The organism is Jatrophihabitans sp. GAS493 (assembly GCF_900230215.1).
Taxonomy (GTDB): domain Bacteria; phylum Actinomycetota; class Actinomycetes; order Mycobacteriales; family Jatrophihabitantaceae; genus MT45.
In genome coordinates, this window is sequence record NZ_LT907982.1 from 4,864,823 (window position 1) to 4,879,921 (window position 15,099).

At 68.5% G+C, this 15,099-nt stretch carries 12 protein-coding genes and 5 pseudogenes; 8 read left to right on the plus strand and 9 right to left on the minus strand.

From position 1 onward, the window contains the following. Positions 1–100 precede the first annotated feature (100 nt). Positions 101–1,267, plus strand: a complete 1,167-nt coding sequence (locus CPH63_RS21910) for a glycosyltransferase family 4 protein (RefSeq protein ID WP_096304841.1) — start codon at positions 101–103, stop codon at positions 1,265–1,267. Here the strand turns inward: CPH63_RS21910 and galE are convergent. Further along, positions 1,264–2,265, minus strand: a complete 1,002-nt coding sequence (gene galE, locus CPH63_RS21915) for a UDP-glucose 4-epimerase GalE (protein ID WP_096301003.1) — start codon at positions 2,263–2,265, stop codon at positions 1,264–1,266. The two genes, CPH63_RS21910 and galE, sit on opposite strands and share 4 nt — an antisense overlap. A 108-nt stretch (positions 2,266–2,373) precedes the next feature. Here galE and CPH63_RS21920 point away from each other — a divergent pair, with 108 nt between their 5' ends. Continuing rightward, the gene (locus CPH63_RS21920; protein ID WP_206745610.1) at positions 2,374–3,126 is read left to right on the plus strand and encodes a hypothetical protein; all 753 of its coding nucleotides are present in this window, start codon (positions 2,374–2,376) and stop codon (positions 3,124–3,126) included. Positions 3,127–3,197: 71 nt separating this feature from the next. Here CPH63_RS21920 and mfd read toward each other — a convergent pair whose 3' ends face one another. After that, entirely contained in the window at positions 3,198–6,731 is a 3,534-nt protein-coding gene (gene mfd / locus CPH63_RS21925) for a transcription-repair coupling factor (protein ID WP_096301004.1), read from the minus strand. A gap of 124 nt (positions 6,732–6,855) precedes the next feature. Then, a complete protein-coding gene (locus CPH63_RS23450) occupies positions 6,856–7,509 on the minus strand; it encodes a hypothetical protein (protein WP_096301005.1) in 654 nt (217 codons plus the stop codon). Positions 7,510–7,717: 208 nt separating this feature from the next. Here CPH63_RS23450 and CPH63_RS21935 point away from each other — a divergent pair, with 208 nt between their 5' ends. The 4 genes and pseudogenes from CPH63_RS21935 (at position 7,718) to CPH63_RS23340 (ending at position 11,110) form a co-directional block, all read left to right on the plus strand. Beyond that, entirely contained in the window at positions 7,718–8,545 is an 828-nt protein-coding gene (locus tag CPH63_RS21935) for a glycosyltransferase family 2 protein (protein ID WP_157749167.1), read from the plus strand. Positions 8,546–8,615: 70 nt separating this feature from the next. Beyond that, entirely contained in the window at positions 8,616–8,891 is a 276-nt protein-coding gene (locus CPH63_RS21940; RefSeq protein ID WP_096304842.1) for a hypothetical protein, read from the plus strand. Between the two features lie 545 nt (positions 8,892–9,436). Next, positions 9,437–9,736, plus strand: a pseudogene (locus CPH63_RS23865) (VOC family protein); the annotation flags it as partial. Positions 9,737–10,159: 423 nt separating this feature from the next. Next, positions 10,160–11,110: a patatin-like phospholipase family protein gene (locus CPH63_RS23340; RefSeq protein WP_371365061.1), complete on the plus strand. Its 951-nt coding sequence runs from the start codon at positions 10,160–10,162 to the stop codon at positions 11,108–11,110. Between the two features lie 32 nt (positions 11,111–11,142). Here the strand turns inward: CPH63_RS23340 and CPH63_RS23870 are convergent. Then, positions 11,143–11,271: pseudogene (locus CPH63_RS23870) on the minus strand (hypothetical protein); the annotation flags it as partial. On the opposite strand from CPH63_RS23870, the pseudogene CPH63_RS22895 reads away from it, so the two are divergent. Beyond that, positions 11,212–11,803, plus strand: a pseudogene (locus tag CPH63_RS22895) (dihydrofolate reductase family protein). The pseudogenes CPH63_RS23870 and CPH63_RS22895 sit on opposite strands and share 60 nt — an antisense overlap. Positions 11,804–11,833: 30 nt before the next feature. Here the strand turns inward: CPH63_RS22895 and CPH63_RS23875 are convergent. From CPH63_RS23875 to CPH63_RS21970, 5 genes and pseudogenes are all read right to left on the minus strand, one after another. Next, positions 11,834–12,438, minus strand: a pseudogene (locus tag CPH63_RS23875) (dihydrofolate reductase family protein). A 321-nt stretch (positions 12,439–12,759) separates the two neighbouring features. Continuing rightward, positions 12,760–13,197, minus strand: a pseudogene (locus CPH63_RS23880) (glycosyltransferase); the annotation flags it as partial. Between the two features lie 46 nt (positions 13,198–13,243). Further along, entirely contained in the window at positions 13,244–13,579 is a 336-nt protein-coding gene (locus CPH63_RS23000) for a hypothetical protein (RefSeq protein ID WP_206745614.1), read from the minus strand. Continuing rightward, complete coding sequence (locus CPH63_RS23005; protein ID WP_206745615.1) at positions 13,549–13,749, minus strand: hypothetical protein; 201 nt, start codon at positions 13,747–13,749, stop codon at positions 13,549–13,551. Before CPH63_RS23005 ends, CPH63_RS23000 begins: the two co-directional genes overlap by 31 nt. Positions 13,750–13,854: 105 nt before the next feature. Then, positions 13,855–14,583, minus strand: a complete 729-nt coding sequence (locus CPH63_RS21970) for a hypothetical protein (protein WP_157749169.1) — start codon at positions 14,581–14,583, stop codon at positions 13,855–13,857. A gap of 193 nt (positions 14,584–14,776) precedes the next feature. Between CPH63_RS21970 and CPH63_RS21975 the strand changes: the two genes are divergently transcribed. Next, positions 14,777–14,992 (plus strand): hypothetical protein, encoded by a 216-nt coding sequence (locus tag CPH63_RS21975; RefSeq protein WP_096304843.1) that lies wholly within the window; start codon positions 14,777–14,779, stop codon positions 14,990–14,992. Positions 14,993–15,099 lie beyond the last annotated feature (107 nt).

The following is a 15,099-nucleotide window of genomic DNA, read 5'->3' on the forward strand; positions in this document are numbered from 1 at the left end:
TCAATCGCCGTTGAGGCAATTGCTACTCACCAGTATGAGCGGAATCCTACGTGGATCCGGACAAAGCGTCCTGTTGACCGGGGTGCGCTAACTTCGACCCGTGAGCAACCCGCACTCCGCCTCGGCCCGAGTGGTCAACTTCGTGATGATGAACCCCAACAAGCGCGGCCCGGTCGAGCTGCAGCTGGCCGAGATGGCCCGGCTCTGGAGCGCGGGCGGCGGGGAGTTCGTCTGCTACTTCATCGCCGCCCCGCCGCCCTGGTACGCAGCCCTGCTCGCCGAGGCCGGGGCCGAGGTCGGCGTCCTGGAGGGGGTCGTGGACCAGGGCAGCTGGAACCGCGCGGTGGCCGCCGCGGCCGCGGTCGAGAAGCCCGCATTGGCCCACTTCCACTTCGGCCGGCATGACACTGCCGCGCAGTTGGTGCAGTCAGGGGCGGTGGTGATCCGCACCGAACACTCGGAGCGCAAGCGCGAGCGGGGCGAACCCCTGCGCCGGCTGGCGCGCCACCGTCGCCAGCGCCACCTGCACTCCTTCATTGCCGTCTCCGACTACCTGGCCGCCCAGACCCGCCGCGACTATCTGGTCTCGGCCGCACGGGTCAAGCGCATCCACAACGGAGCCGACCTGGAGCACTTCAGGCCCCGCCCGGAGGCCGAGCGGCGTGAGCTGCGGCAGCGACTGCTGGGCATCAGCGACGACCGGGTGGTAATCACCCAGGCCGCCTTCCTCGACGCGCGCAAGCGCCAGGACCTGCTCATTCGAGCCATGCCGGAACTGCTGGCGACGGGCCGACCGGCCCACCTGGTACTGGCCGGCGGCGGAACTCAGGAGGCGGCGCTGCGCAGCCTGATCAGCGAGCTCGGGGTGCAGGATCGGGTGAGCCTGCTCAGCGGCGACAACGACATCGCTGCACTCTATGCCGCCTCCGACGTCGGGGCGCTGCTCACCGATCGGGAGGGGCTGGGGGGCAGCGCCATCGAGGCGATGGCCTGCGGGCTGCCGCTGGTCGCCTCCGATCGGGGTGGGTTGCGCGAGGTGCCCGAGGTCGGGGTGAGCGGAGTGCTGGTGGATCACGACGTACCGGCGCAGACCATCGGCGCGCTGGGCTGGTTGATCGACGATGCCGAGCTACGGCACCGGATGGGGTCGGCCGCGCTGATCCGGGCCCGAGCCCATTTCGACCAGCGACGGGCCGCCGCGCAGACCGTGCAGCGCTATCACGAGGTTCTCACCGACGGCCACTCGCACAGCGTCCACCGCGACTAGCCGGCTTCGGCTTCGGCTTCGGCTTCGGCTTCGGCAAGGTAGTGCTGCCAGGCGGCCCAGGCGCTGGAGACCATGTCGTCCAGGTCGTGACTGGCCTGCCAGTCGAGGTCACGCCTGATGGCGGCCACCGAGCCGACGATGCGGGCCGGATCGCCGGGTCGGCGCGGCTGCACGGTCGGGGTGAAGTCGATGCCGGTGACCCGGGCGATGGTGTCCATCACCTCGCGCACCGAGGAGCCCTCCCCCCGTCCCACGTTATAGGCCGGGGCACAGACGCCCCCGCTCTCGAGATTGCGGGCCGCGGTGACGTGCGCCTGGGCCAGGTCGACCACGTGGATGTAGTCCCGCACGCAGGTGCCGTCCGGGGTGGCGTAGTCGCCGCCGTTGATCCGTGGGGTTTCGCCGGCGGCCAGGGCCCGGAAGACCATCGGAAAGAGGTTGTACGGGCTGTGGTCGGCCCGGAACTCCGGCCCCGAACCGACGACGTTGAAGTAGCGCAGCGAGGTGTGGCGCAGTTGCGGGTCGACGACGGCGCAGTCGCGCAGCAGCCACTCGCTGATCACCTTCGACTCACCGTAGGGACTCTGCGGCCGCGGCGGCTCCTGCTCGTCGACGATCTCCAGATCCGGCGTGCCGTAATAGGAGGCGCTGGAGGAGAGGACGAAGCTGCGGATCTGCCGGGCCAGCACCGCCTCCAGCAGCACCTGCATGCCGGTGACGTTCTGCCGGTAGAAGTGCAGCGGCTGCCCCACGGACTGGCCGGCGTACTTGACCCCGGCCAGGTGCACGACACCGGTGACGCCGTACTCGTCGAGCACGTGGGCCACCGCGTCGGCGTCGGTGATCGACCCTTCGACGAAGGGGACGTCGTCGGGGACGTAGTGGCGAAAACCTGAGGAGAGGTCGTCGAGCACGACCGTCGGGGTATCGGCCTGGGCGAAGGCGATGAGCACGTGCGATCCGATGTAGCCGGCGCCGCCGGTCACGAGCCAAGTCATGCAGGTAGGTTAGCGGCCCATTCCTGAGGTTTCCTGATCCACACCCCGCATCGCGTCACCCCGGCGTGGATGCGTTGTCGAACGCAGCGGATGGTGCACGCTCGACCCATGCCGTCTCCCAACTCTCAGGCCTCGACCGATCCCCCGAAGAAGCCCGATCTGCCGGCCCATCGTGGCCACGGGCACCGGCAGCAGGGTCGCGGGGAGAACCGCCTGCCCCCGGCCCTGGCCGTCGTGGTGGCGATCGGCCTCTACGCGCTCTTGCCGCAGTCGCTGCTGCTCGGCCCGCGGCTGCTGCTTCCGGCCCTGGAGGTAGTGCTGCTGCTGGCCCTGGTGATCACGCACCCGCACCGCCTGGACGAGGAGTCCCGCCTCTCCCGCATCATCTCGCTGGCGCTCACGGCGATCATCATCCTCACCAACCTCACCGCGCTCGGGCTGCTGGTCGATCACCTCACCCAACACAATGCGAAGGGTGGGTCACTTCTGGTGGCCGGCCTGCAGGTCTGGGCGACGAACGTGATCGCCTTCGGCCTCCTCTTCTGGAACATCGACCGGGGCGGCCCGGTGGCGCGCAGCAAGCTACCCCGCGACAAGCTGCCGCTGGCCGATTTCCGGTTCAGCCACGACGAGGACCATGACGCGGTCGTCGAGGTGGCGGCCGGCTCCAGTCGCTCCGCCGACTGGGCCCCCACCTTCGTGGACTACCTCTACGTGTCGACCACGAACTCCAGCGCGTTCAGCCCGACCGACACGATGCCACTCTCCAGTCGGGCCAAGATGCTGATGGCGCTGGAGGCCACGTCGGCACTACTCGTATCACTGCTCGTCATCGCACGGGCCGTGGGTTCGTTCACCTGACGAGCGAGACGGTCCAGACGATCTGCTACTCACGACCGACTACGTCGGCTACTCACGACCGACTACGTCGGCTACTCACGACCGACTACGTCGGCTAAGACCTTCGCGCACCAGGTCAGCAGCGGCACATCGCGCAGCGGCTCGCCACCGAACTTCGCTTCGGTGAACTTGCCGTCCTTCCCGACTATCCCCTTCGGCCGCGGCACGCTGACCGTGGCCACCGCCTGCTTGTAGAGCGACTTGTCGAAGAGGCGCTTGAGCCGGATCTGGGCCGACTCGGCCAGTTCGAGCGGGCCGAAGCGAATCGTGTTCCCCTGCATCGAGACCTCGGTGAGGCCATAGCTGCGAGCCAGCACCTTGAAGCGGGCCACCGCCAGCAGGTTGGAGACCGGTTCCGGGATCGGCCCGAAGCGGTCGATGAGTTCCAGCCGGACGGCCTCCACCGCCTCGTCGGATGAGGCCGAGGCCAGCGCCCGGTAGGCCTCCAGCCGTAGCCGCTCGCCGGGCAGGTAGTCGTAGGGCAGGTTGGCGTCCACCGGCAGATCCACCTTGACGTCGACGAACTCCTGCTCGGTCTCGCCGCGGAACTCGGCCACCGCCTCGCCGACCAGGCGAACGTAGAGGTCGAAGCCCACTCCGGCGATGTGCCCGGACTGCTCACCGCCGAGCAGGTTTCCGGCGCCCCGGATCTCCAGATCCTTCATAGCCACGGCCATGCCGGCCCCGAGCTCGGTGTGCTGGGCAATCGTGGCCAGGCGATCGAGTGCCAGCTCGGTGAGCGGCTTCTCCGGCGGGTAGAGGAAGTAGGCGTAGCCACGTTCCCGGGAACGCCCGACCCGGCCGCGCAGCTGGTGCAGTTGCGAGAGGCCGAACATGTCGGCCCGTTCCACGATCAGCGTGTTCGCGTTGGGGATGTCCAGCCCCGACTCGACGATGGTGGTGGAGACGAGAACGTCGAAGCGATTCTCCCAGAAACCCAGCATGATCTGCTCGAGCGCGTCCTCCCCCATCTGCCCGTGAGCCACCGCGATCCGCGCCTCGGGCACCAGCTCGGCCAGCTTCGCCGCCGCCCGGTTGATCGACTCCACCCGGTTGTGGATGTAGAAGACCTGCCCGTCGCGGAGCAGCTCGCGGCGCACCGCGGCCGCGATCTGCCGGCTGTCATGCGCCCCGACGAAGGTGAGGATCGGGTGCCGCTCCTCCGGCGGGGTGAGGATCGTCGTCATCTCCCGGATTCCGGTGAGCGACATCTCCAGGGTGCGCGGGATCGGAGTGGCCGACATCGTCAGCACATCCACCGAGGTCCGCAGCGACGTCAGGTACTCCTTGTGCTCGACGCCGAAGCGCTGCTCCTCATCGACGATGACCAGACCGAGGTCCTTGAAGCGGACGGTCTGCTGCAGGATGCGGTGCGTACCGATGACGATGTCGACGCTGCCGTCGTGCAATCCGGCCAGCACCTTGTCGGCATCCGACGACGCCGTGAAGCGGGACAACTCCCGCAGCTGCACCGGAAACTGCGACATCCGCTCGGAGAACGTGGTGTGGTGCTGGTGGGCCAGCAGCGTGGTCGGCACCAGCACCGCCACCTGCTTGCCGTCCTGGACCGCCTTGAAGGCGGCCCGTACGGCGACCTCCGTCTTGCCGTAGCCGACGTCGCCACAGATCACCCGATCCATCGGCAGCGACTTCTGCATGTCGGCCTTAACCTCGTCGATGGCGGCCAGCTGATCGGGGGTCTCGACGTAGGCGAAGGCATCCTCGAGCTCTCGCTGCCACGGGGTATCCGGGCCGAAGGCATAACCCTTCGTTGCCATTCGAGCGGAGTAGAGCCGGATCAACTCGGCCGCGATCTCCTTGACCGCCTTGCGAGCCCGGCCCTTCGTCTTGGCCCAGTCCGCTCCACCGAGGCGGTTCACCGACGGGGCCTCGCCACCGACGTACTTGGTGACCTGATCGAGGGAGTCGGTCGGGACGAAGAGCCGGTCGGCCGGCTGCCCCTTCTTCGAAGCCGCGTACTCGATGATCAGGTACTCACGCTCGCCACCGTTGATGGTGCGCCGCACCATCTCCACGTACCGCCCGACACCGTGCTGCTCGTGCACCACGAAATCACCGGCGGCCAGGTGGATCGGGTCGATCGCGTTGCGCCGCCGGGTCGGCATCCGGCTGGAGTCCTTGGTCAGCGAACCACGCTGGCCGGTGAGGTCGGTCTCGGTGAGGACCACGATCTTCATCGACGGCGAGTAGAGACCGCCGAGCAGCGAACCCGTGGTCACCAGCGCCATCCCGGCCTCGGGCACCGGCACCGCCTCCAGACGGGCCGGCACCTCGGCGTCGCTGAGCCGTTCGACGGTCCGCTTCGCGGTGCCGTGGCCGTCGAGCACGAGCGCCACCTGCCAGCCGTCGCGGGTCCAGTTGCGCAGGTCGACGACCGCCGCCTCCAGATCGCCCCGGTAGGTCGGAGCCGGCTCGAAGGTCGAGGTGATCGTCTGGGCCGAGTCGCTGCCGAAGGGGGTGATCCCCCACCACGGCAGCCCCATCCCGATCGCCTCGTCACGCACCTCGTCGAAGGAGCGCAGCGAGGCCGCCCCCAGATCCACCGGCGCTCTGCCACCACCGGCCGCGGCGGCCCAGGAGGCGGCCAGGAACTCCTGGGAGGTGCTCACCAGGTCGGCCGAGCGGGACCGCACGCGCTCCGGGTCACAGACGATGACGTGCGTTCCGACCGGCAGCTCGTGCAGCACCAGGGTGAGTTCATCGACCAGCGCCGGCGCGAGTGCCTCCATCCCCTCCACCGCAGTGCCCAGGCTGATCGGCTCGAGCAGTTCGCCTAGCTCGGGGTGCTCGGCCAGCAGCGCCGCGGCCCGTTCCCGCACCGAGTCGGTGAGCAGCATCTCCCGACACGGCGGAGCCCAGACGCCGTGCTCGGCGATCTCCAGCGACCGCTGGTCGGCCACCTTGAAGTAGCGCACCTCCTCGATGTCGTCGCCCCAGAACTCGACCCGCAGCGGGTGCTGCTCGGTGGGTGGGAAGACGTCGAGGATGCCGCCGCGGACGGCGAACTGGCCGCGGTTCTCGACCAGATCGGCCCGTGAATACCCGGCGTTCACCAGGTCGGCGACGATGGTGGCCAGGTCGCGATCGGTGTCGCCGGCGCGGAGCGAGACCGGCGTCAGGTGGCCGAGTCCGGGCACCTGCGGCTGCAACACCGACCGCACCGGGGCCACCACCACCGAGAGTGGCCCGGAGGCCGGGTCATCGGTCGAGGGGTGGGCCAGGCGGCGCAGCACGGCCAGCCGCTGCCCGACCGTATCGGCCCGCGGCGAGAGCCGCTCGTGCGGCAGCGTCTCCCAGCCGGGGTAGAGCGCGACCGTGTCCGGATCGAGCAGGCTGCCGAGCGCGGTGACCAGATCCTCGGCCTCGCGGGCGGTGCTGGTCACCGCGAGGACCGTCCGGGAGGTGCGGGCGGCGAAGCCCGCGATGGCGAAGGCCTGGATCGACGGTGGGCCGGTGAGGGTGAGAGTGGGCTGATCGACACTCTCGATCAGGGTGGTCAGGGAGGGTTCGGCGACTGCGAGTTCTCGCAATCCAGACAGGCTCATTCGGGTCCTCAGCTGGTTCAGGCACAGCAGAAATATCCCCATTCCAGCTTCGGAGGGGGATTCTCCAAGCGTACCCGCGGCCACTGACAAGGCAGCCCGCGTCGCGAGAAGGCCAGACGGCCAGCTACAGCTGAGCGGCGGCGGCCTTGGTGACGGCGATGAGGTCGTTCTTCACCTGCGCGGCTCGCTCTGCGGTGGCCGGCGACCCCAGCGTGGCTTGGATCGAGAGCGCCTTGTTCCCCTTGCGGGCATGCAGGACGTAGGTCGTCGGCAGCAGGTACGCGTCATCTCCGACGCCCGACACCGGCACCGCCCCGGTGGCCGCCGCCTTGGCCCGCGCGAAGGCAGCCGGCGTCGTCGTGGCCAGCGACATCGTCACGCTGCCGCCGGCCTTCGCGTTGGAGGACGTGAGGGTGAAGATGCAGAGCGGGCTTCCGATGCCGCTGGTGGTCGCGACGGACTTGGTCACCACGGCCCCGAAGGCGGTCTTGACGTCGGAGGTTGAGGCGATACGGCAGTTCGGCCCGGAGGCGGCGGTCTGCCCTTCGGCCCCCGGAAGCAGCGAGGAGGGGGCGGTGGAGGGGGTTGCCGAGGCAGTGGGGGCGGCAGTCGGCGCGGACGTGGCGGCTGTGCCCGGGGGGCGGGTGGCTGCGGTGCCGGAGGTTGCGCCCGCGGCGGTCGGGGCGGAGCCGGTGGCGGGTGTGGAGGCACTTGCCGACTTACCGGAGTCGTGACCGCAGGCGCTGAGGGAGAACGTCAGGGCAGCAGCACCCAGCAACGCGGCTCCAATTCGAAACTTGGTAGACCGTGACTGCTCTGTTCCCATTTGCGGCATTCCCCTGCTACCTCGGAGCAACTCATCTAGCCTTGAACCCTATGGGTTCGCACCTGCGCGGACCACTCAGACTTAGCCTTCCCACATGAGCCACCAAGATTGAGCGAGTGTCCGGTGGCTCCACACGACAGCGATGAGGGAGACTTACGCGGTGACCAGCGTGATAGTGCCTGCTCACGACGAAGCGAAGGTGATCCTGCGGCTGCTGGATGGCGCACTGGCCGACGCCGCACCCGACGAGTTCGACGTGGTCGTGGTCTGCAACGGCTGCACCGACGACACCGCGGCCCTGGCTCGCAGCCGACCGGGCGTTCGGGTTGTCGAGATCGACGCCGCCTCCAAGGTCGCCGCCCTGAATGTCGGCGATCGTCACGCGCGGGACTTTCCGCGGATCTATCTCGACGCGGACATCGAACTCAGCACGCAGTCGCTGCGCCTGGTTCGGGACGCCCTGGCCGAAGCCCCCGCGGCCGCCCCGATGCCGGTCGTCGATACCCGCGGCGGCAGCCCGCTGGTTCGCGGGTACTTCGCCATCTGGTCGCGACTGGGCTACACCACCAGTCACGTCCTTGGATCCGGCGTCTATGGCCTCTCCGAGAGCGGGCGCGAGCGTTTCGGGGAGTTCCCCGACCTCATCTCCGACGATGGTTTCGTCTACTGCCAGTTCGCCCCGTCCGAGCGTCACAACCCCCCGGGTGCGAGTTTCACCATCAGAGCACCGCGCACCGTCGCGACGCTGGTTAAGCGGCGCGTCCGCATCATCGCCGGCAACATCGAACTGGAACGCAAAACCGGTCTGCAGCCGCAGCACGACGGCCCCGGCTGGCTATCGGTGGTGTGGCACAACCCGCGCCTGGCATTCGCCGCCCCCTTCTTCGTCGGCGTGAACACCTACGCCTCCCTCGCCGCCCGGCGACGGGCCAGAGCAGGCACCGCCGGCCCATGGAGCCGGGACTTGAGCACGCGGGGGTCAAGCTGATGGCGAGAAGTTCAACCGGTCGGCTCAGCCGTGTCGTTCAGGCCGTGATGAGCCTGCTCGCACCCAGCTCGTGGCTGCGCTACGGAAGATCGCCAACTTCTTCGGCTACGACGGGGCGGACATCCAGCGGGCCAGCGTCGGCCGGGGCGTGGCGATGTCGCCGACCGTCTCGATCCGCAACGGCGAGCGGGTGCAGATCGGCGACGGCTGCCACCTCGGTCAGTGGACCTCGATCTGGGCCGGCGACACCCACGGTCGCATCGTCATCGGTGACCACGCACTGCTCGCCCCACATGTGTTCATCACCGCGTCGGACTACGACTTCGACCCGGCGACGGCCCGGTGATGGATCTGCCGAAGCGCGAGGCCGACATCTACATCGGTGCCAACACCTGGCTCGGAGCCAACGTCGTTGTGGTGGCCGGGGTGAGGCATCGGCGACGGCGCGATCGTCGCCGGCCGGATCGGTGGTCACCCCGCGACGTGCCGGCGGGCAGTGTTGGTGGCCGGAGTGCCGGCTCGGGTTATCCGTCAACGCGGCGCGGCACCGGGAGTCTCCGATCATCGGCCGGAGGCCCAGTGAGCGACGCTGAAGTCTCCATCGTTCATTGTTCTGTACAACTTGCCAGGAGTGGATCCGCCGCTGCCTCGACTCGATTCCGGCCGCGGCTTTGCCGATCGGACCGCGGAAGATCGTCGTTCGTCGACCAAACGCCTCTCGGGGCCCGGACTCCAGCGCCCGACATCGTTGGCCGGCCGATTACCCAGAGGTGATGCTGGCTTCGCAACACCAGCAATCTCGGCTTCGCCGGGGCGCGGTAAATCAAGGAGTGGCCGCCGCCAGCGCGCCCTGGGTGCTGCTGCTGAACCCGGACACCGAAGCCCAGCCGGGTACCGGGACGCGCGACCGAGATCGTCATGCTGCGTCCCCCCAGCGGAGGCACCGGGCTGGAACTGGCCAGGTTCATCCGGCCCGACCACGTGGTCGGCTCACCCGCCCGCCATGGCGAATGACTGGGCCTTCGCAACATATGTTTCGAGATCAGCGACCTGCGGGCGACCGTCGCCGGCTTGGCCGCGGACGGATACGGGCTGGTCGGCGGCATCGGAGAACACGAGGGCAGCTGGCTGATGGCCTACGTCCGCGGACCCGAGGGGATCGTCGTCTCACTGGCCGAGCGGATCGGCTGACCGCCGACGCGCAGACGGCCAACGCGGCGGGTAATCGCGGCGGGTAATCCGGTTGCCCAGCGCGTCGGGGGTGTGACATCGTTGCCATCGCCGCGATTTAGTCGTGATTCAACGTCGGGAGGTGACACCCATGTACGCAGTATCCGTAGTGGGCGCTCCCTCCAGTGCACGATCGCGCGACTGACCTAGTTTGCGACCGACGTAATCGCCACCGGAGCGCCCACCAAGCACTTCGCGAGAGGCGACCCATGAACGCAACACCCTTTTCAAATCAGCACAACACCTCGACGACCCCCGCTGACCGGTCGAGCTCGGAACAGCATCAGCCAGAGGGGATTCCACGTCTCGAACGGCACCGCGGGCGAACGCGCGCTTGTCCTCGGCGGCGGCGGATCGACCGGCAACGCGTGGCTCATCGGCGTCATCGCCGGCCTCAGCGCGGCTGGGCTCGATGTGACCGAAGCCGATCTGATCATCGGGACCTCGGCCGGATCGACCCGCGGCGGCGCAGATCAGCGGCCGCCTCCCCGAACGAGTTGCTCGCCGCCATCCTCGACGCGGCATCCCAGCCGTCGACGACGGCGCCTGGACGCGACCGCAGGCCGCCGGCGATGGGACCAGTGGTCAACCAGCTGCAGCGGTTGCGCGAGATCATCGACTCCGCCGCGGACGTGGCCGACCTGCGCCGCAGACTGGGGGCGGCGGCGAGTGACCGCGATGCGACGGCGGACGGTCCCCGGCAGCTGCAGTGGCGGGGCCACCGTGGCGGCCCGGCTGCCCGCCAGGGACTGGCCGGACCGCAGGATGTTCATCACTGCGATCGACGCCGACACCGGCGAGCCGGTCGTCTTCGATCGCCACAGTGGAGTCGAGCTGGTGGATGCCATCGCGGCCAGCTGCACAACGGCTTCGGACTCCCGCCCTACCGCATCGGGCGACCGCCGATACCTCGACGGCGGCTACCGATCCAACGCCGAGAACGCCGATCTGGCACTCGGATACGGACGGGTACTCGTGCTCTCACCGTTCGGCGGAAGGTCACTGCATCCGCCGGCCTGGGGCACGCATCTGGCCACCCAGATCGAGGAGCTTCGCGCCCACGGCAGCCGGGTGGAGACCATCTTCCCCGACCCCGACGCCGGAGCACATGTTCGGTGCGAATGCGATGGATCTGTCGCTGCGCCCGGCCGCCGCCCGAGCCGGCTTCGAGCAGGGAAGAGCCCGGGCCGAACTACTCGCCCCGTTCTGGCGCTTGAGGTGCTGATAGCCGCCGACTGGCTGCGGCTGGGTGGGCGCCGGGCCGAGAACGTCGAACCGCGGGCGGGCTGCACCGGTGCGAATTTGGCCAGGCCAATGGCCGGCATGTCGATGTAGATCGACTCCATCGCCCCGCTGCGGGAGTACGTCTCATGCCAGAAGCCGTGCCTGCGCGGTCCTGCAGCAGCCTCGGGTGATTGCCTGGATACGATCGGGCCGTGCTGATCTACTCGATGGGCGTCTCCGTGGACGGCTACATCGCCGATCGTGACGGTAATTTCGGGTGGAGCCCCCGAGCGACGAGCTCTTCGCCTTCCACCTCGCGCGCGTAAGTGGGCTCGGCTCCTACCTCTGCGGCCGCCGGCTCTACGAGACGATGCTGCCCTGGGAGACCGAGCCCGCGATGCGCGAGACCGAACTGGGCGCCGAATTCGCCGACGTCTGGGCTGCACTACCGAAGGTCGTCTTCAGCCGAACCCTGGATAGCGTCCAGGGAAACGCCCGCCTGGCGCGCTCGTCGGTGGCTGAGGAGATCGCCACGGCGCTGGGCGAGACCGGGAACGGCGCGACAGGGAAGGACGAGATCGGGAAGGACGCCGAGATCGGCGGCCCCGGGCTCGCCGCCGCGGCGATCGAACTCGGCCTGGTCGATGAGCTGCGTATCTTCCGCCTGCCGATCCTGGTCGTGGCGGCACGCCCTACCTACCTGTGACGGCCGAGGAGACACCCCTCGACCTCATCGAGACCAGAACCTTCGACTCACACGTGATCTACGAGCGCTACCGGCGCGCCCGCCCCGACTCACCCTGAAGATCTCCACCGGATTCGTCCGGGACGGCCTCAGCTGCGGCGGTAGCGAATATGGGTGGTCAGAGGGGAGTGAAGCACCTCGACCGGCTCGAAGCCGAAGGACTCAACACCGTCGAAGATGCGCTCGCCGGAACCGAGCAGCACGGGCGCGATGTTCGAGGGTCAGCTCATCGATCACCCCGGCCGCGAGTGCCTGCCGGACCGTCCGAGGCTCCACCGGCGATGTCCACCCCGCTATCCCAGCCGCCTCAGATGCGGCGGCGTAGGCGGCGTCGAAACCCTCGTGACGAAGTGAAAGGTCGTCCCGCCATCCATCGGGATCGGATCATGGCGGTGGTGGGTCAGCACGAAGACCGGCGCGTGGTACGGCGGTTCGGGACCCCACCAGCCCGACCAGTCTTCCTCGTCCCACTCCCCACGGATCGGGCCGTACATGTTGCGCCCCATCACATACGCACCGCGGGGGCGCATGAGCCACCCCGTGGCGAGCTGGTCAGCCTCATTGGCCCGGGGGTCGCCGATGTGCCAGCCGTGCAGCTCCTGCCCCCGCTTGCCCACGGGTTCTCCCGGCTCTGATCCGGTCCGGCGACGAAGCCGTCCAATGAGATGGACATGTGGCAGGTGGTGTCCGACACCGCAACCTCCTGATTGATCGCGACCGTCAGGCCCGATGCTGGATGAAATCGGCCAACCGCGCCGGATCGTCCAACGCTATATAACGTCGGCCGCGAGCGTCGGAGGTCCTGGCGTTCTGGGCAGCCAGAGCCTCGGGGTTGACCGGATACCCGTCCTCGGGCAGGCCGAGCACCCGCTGCCAGACCCGCACATACTTGTCGCGCTGCGGAGCCCAGTCGAGCTCGGCGGCGACGCGGGTGCGGGCGAGGCGCCCCGCCGGCCCGCTCACCGGGGTCGTCGAGCAGCAGCTCCCAAGCCTGCGCGAAACCGGCGAGGTCTCCGGACGGCAGGTAGATCGCGGACTCGCCGGCCGAGACCCGCGTCTCGACCAGGTCGAAGCTGATCACCGGTAAGCAGTAGGCCATGTACTCCATCGTCTTGTTCATCGTCGAGACGTCATTGAGAGGGCTCTTCGGGTCGGGGCAGATACCGATGTCGGCCGTCGAGAGGTAGTCAGCGATCTCGGGGGCGGCGACCCGACCGGTGAAGGTCACGTACTCGTCGAGGTTGAGTTCGACGGCCAGCTCCTTCAGCTCCTCGAGGCAATCGCCGAAGCCGAGCAGCGCCAGGTGACAGTCCTGGCGGCCGCGGCCGTGGACGAGTTCGGCGAGGGCCCGCAGCGCCTGGTCGACGCCGTCCTGCGGCCCCATGATGCCGAGGTACACGGCCAGTCGCTCCTGCCCACCGCGCAGTGCCGGGACCGGCTCGACCGGGCGCATCACCGTGGTGTCCGGTCCGCTGCGCACGACGGTGACCGTCTGCGGGTCACGCCCGCCGCGGTTCAGCGCGATGCTGGTAGGACTCGTTGGTGGAGATGACCTCGTGCGCGGTCCGGTAGGTCATCTTCTCCAGCCAGCGCAGCGCGCCGAACTGCACTCGGGCCCCGGTGGACTTCGGCGCGCCGAACCGGGATAGGAAGACCTCCGGGTTGAGGTCGTGCTGGTCGTAGACGAAGCGCTTACCGAATGGGCGGTAGAGCAGCGCCAGCGCCCAGTACGTGTCCGGCGGGTTGCAGGCCTGGATCGCCCCGAAACCGTCCCGCGCCGCCACCAACAGCGACAGCAGCGCGGTCACCAGCCAGCAGTAGATGAACTCGTACATGTAGCCCAGCACGCCGGAGGCGGCCGGTGGCGGCGGTACTTGTAGATACGGACGCCGTCGATCTCCTGGATGAACGGGTCGCCCGGGCCCTTCGGGCAGATCACCGAGACGCCGATACCGACGTCGCGCAGCGCCTGGCACTCCAGCCACACCCGCCGGTCCAGCGGCACCGGCAGATTCTGAACGATTATCAGGACTCGTCGTCGCCGTGCGCCCATCTGCACTGCTCCCCTTACCGACTGATCTGTGCGGGGATGTGGATCTTCGGTAGCAGCCTAGCGAGCGACCCGGCGCAGCAGCGCCATGGCGGCGCCGGTCAGTGAAACGCCGAGGATGAGGACGGCCAGCGCGGAGCGTGACCGGCTGCCATGAAGGTAGGTCACCTCGGGCTCACCCTCGGGAACGAGCTTGGTCCGGATCAGGTTCTCGGCGCTGACCTGCCGCTGCTGCTCGAGGTCGTTCAAGACCTTCGGAATGCGCACCAACAGCTGGTCCATCTGGGCCTTCACCTCGTCCGGATTCGAACCGGCGACCTGCACATCGAGCCACGGTTCGGTGTGGCCCGGGACGAACTGGCCGCCGGTCTGGGGAAGGGTCACCGACCAGCCGTCGCGCACCCCCATGCCGACGATGGTGATGCTCTCATCGTTCGGCGGTGGCAGCGGGTCCGGATCCACGATCTTGGCCACCACGCCCGCCGCACTGATCAGGCTCCGGGTCGAGACGCCGAGCCCGTTCGGGTTGTCCGAGCTGAGTGGGATGACGAACCTGACCTGAGTCTGTGCGAAGAAGACGCCGGGGGCCTTCCTCGCCACCATCGCTCCGGCCAGGGTCACCACCAGACCGCAGATCGCCGTGAGCACCAACGCCCACCGCAGCCGGTTACCCCGCTGAATCCAGCGCCGTCCCAAGCGCCGCGGCGCGGGAGGATCGCCCTGGATCTCCGAGTCCAAACCAAGGATCGGCTGAGGCTCGACCTCTCCAACGGGCGTTTGGGTCCTCACTCCGCATACAATACGGAAAGCAAACACGGTCGAGCACTTCGTCGCAGCGATCGCACAGCAACGTTCCAAGCCGATTAGGGCGATTGGGGGCGATCAGGTCGGTCGGCGACACGGACCCTCCCCGATCGCCACTACTCAGCGCCAGTCCCGAGCGACCAGATACAACCGAAGCAGCCAGTGGAGGTTCGAAGCCGTGCCGCACAAGCGCGTTGCCCTGCTGCTGCGGCGCTGGTACATCGTCCTGCTGGCGCTGTTCATCACCGCCGGACTGGTCGCGGTGGCCTTTACCCAGGTTCCGGCAACCTACAAGGCAACGGCGAACGTTCTGGTGATCCGCCGGCCGGGGCCGGGGCCAACCCCTACCTCGATCTGGGCGGCCTCAACGGGGTCGGCGATGTCCTGTCGCTGAACCTCTCCAGCATCGACGCCGCGAAGATTCTGACCGACGAGGGCGTGACCGGCACCTATCTCGTGGCCACTGACGACTCTTCCAGCGCACCGCTGATCACGGTCACG

What these genes read in the sequence shown, in the direction of transcription:
- galE (WP_096301003.1), bottom strand. Translation starts at nt 2,265, where the DNA reads ATGACTTGGCTCGTGACCGGCGGCGCCGGCTACATCGGATCGCACGTG.
- CPH63_RS21920 (WP_206745610.1), top strand. Translation starts at nt 2,374, where the DNA reads ATGCCGTCTCCCAACTCTCAGGCCTCGACCGATCCCCCGAAGAAGCCC.
- mfd (WP_096301004.1), bottom strand. Translation starts at nt 6,731, where the DNA reads ATGAGCCTGTCTGGATTGCGAGAACTCGCAGTCGCCGAACCCTCCCTG.
- CPH63_RS23000 (WP_206745614.1), bottom strand. Translation starts at nt 13,579, where the DNA reads ATGTACGAGTTCATCTACTGCTGGCTGGTGACCGCGCTGCTGTCGCTG.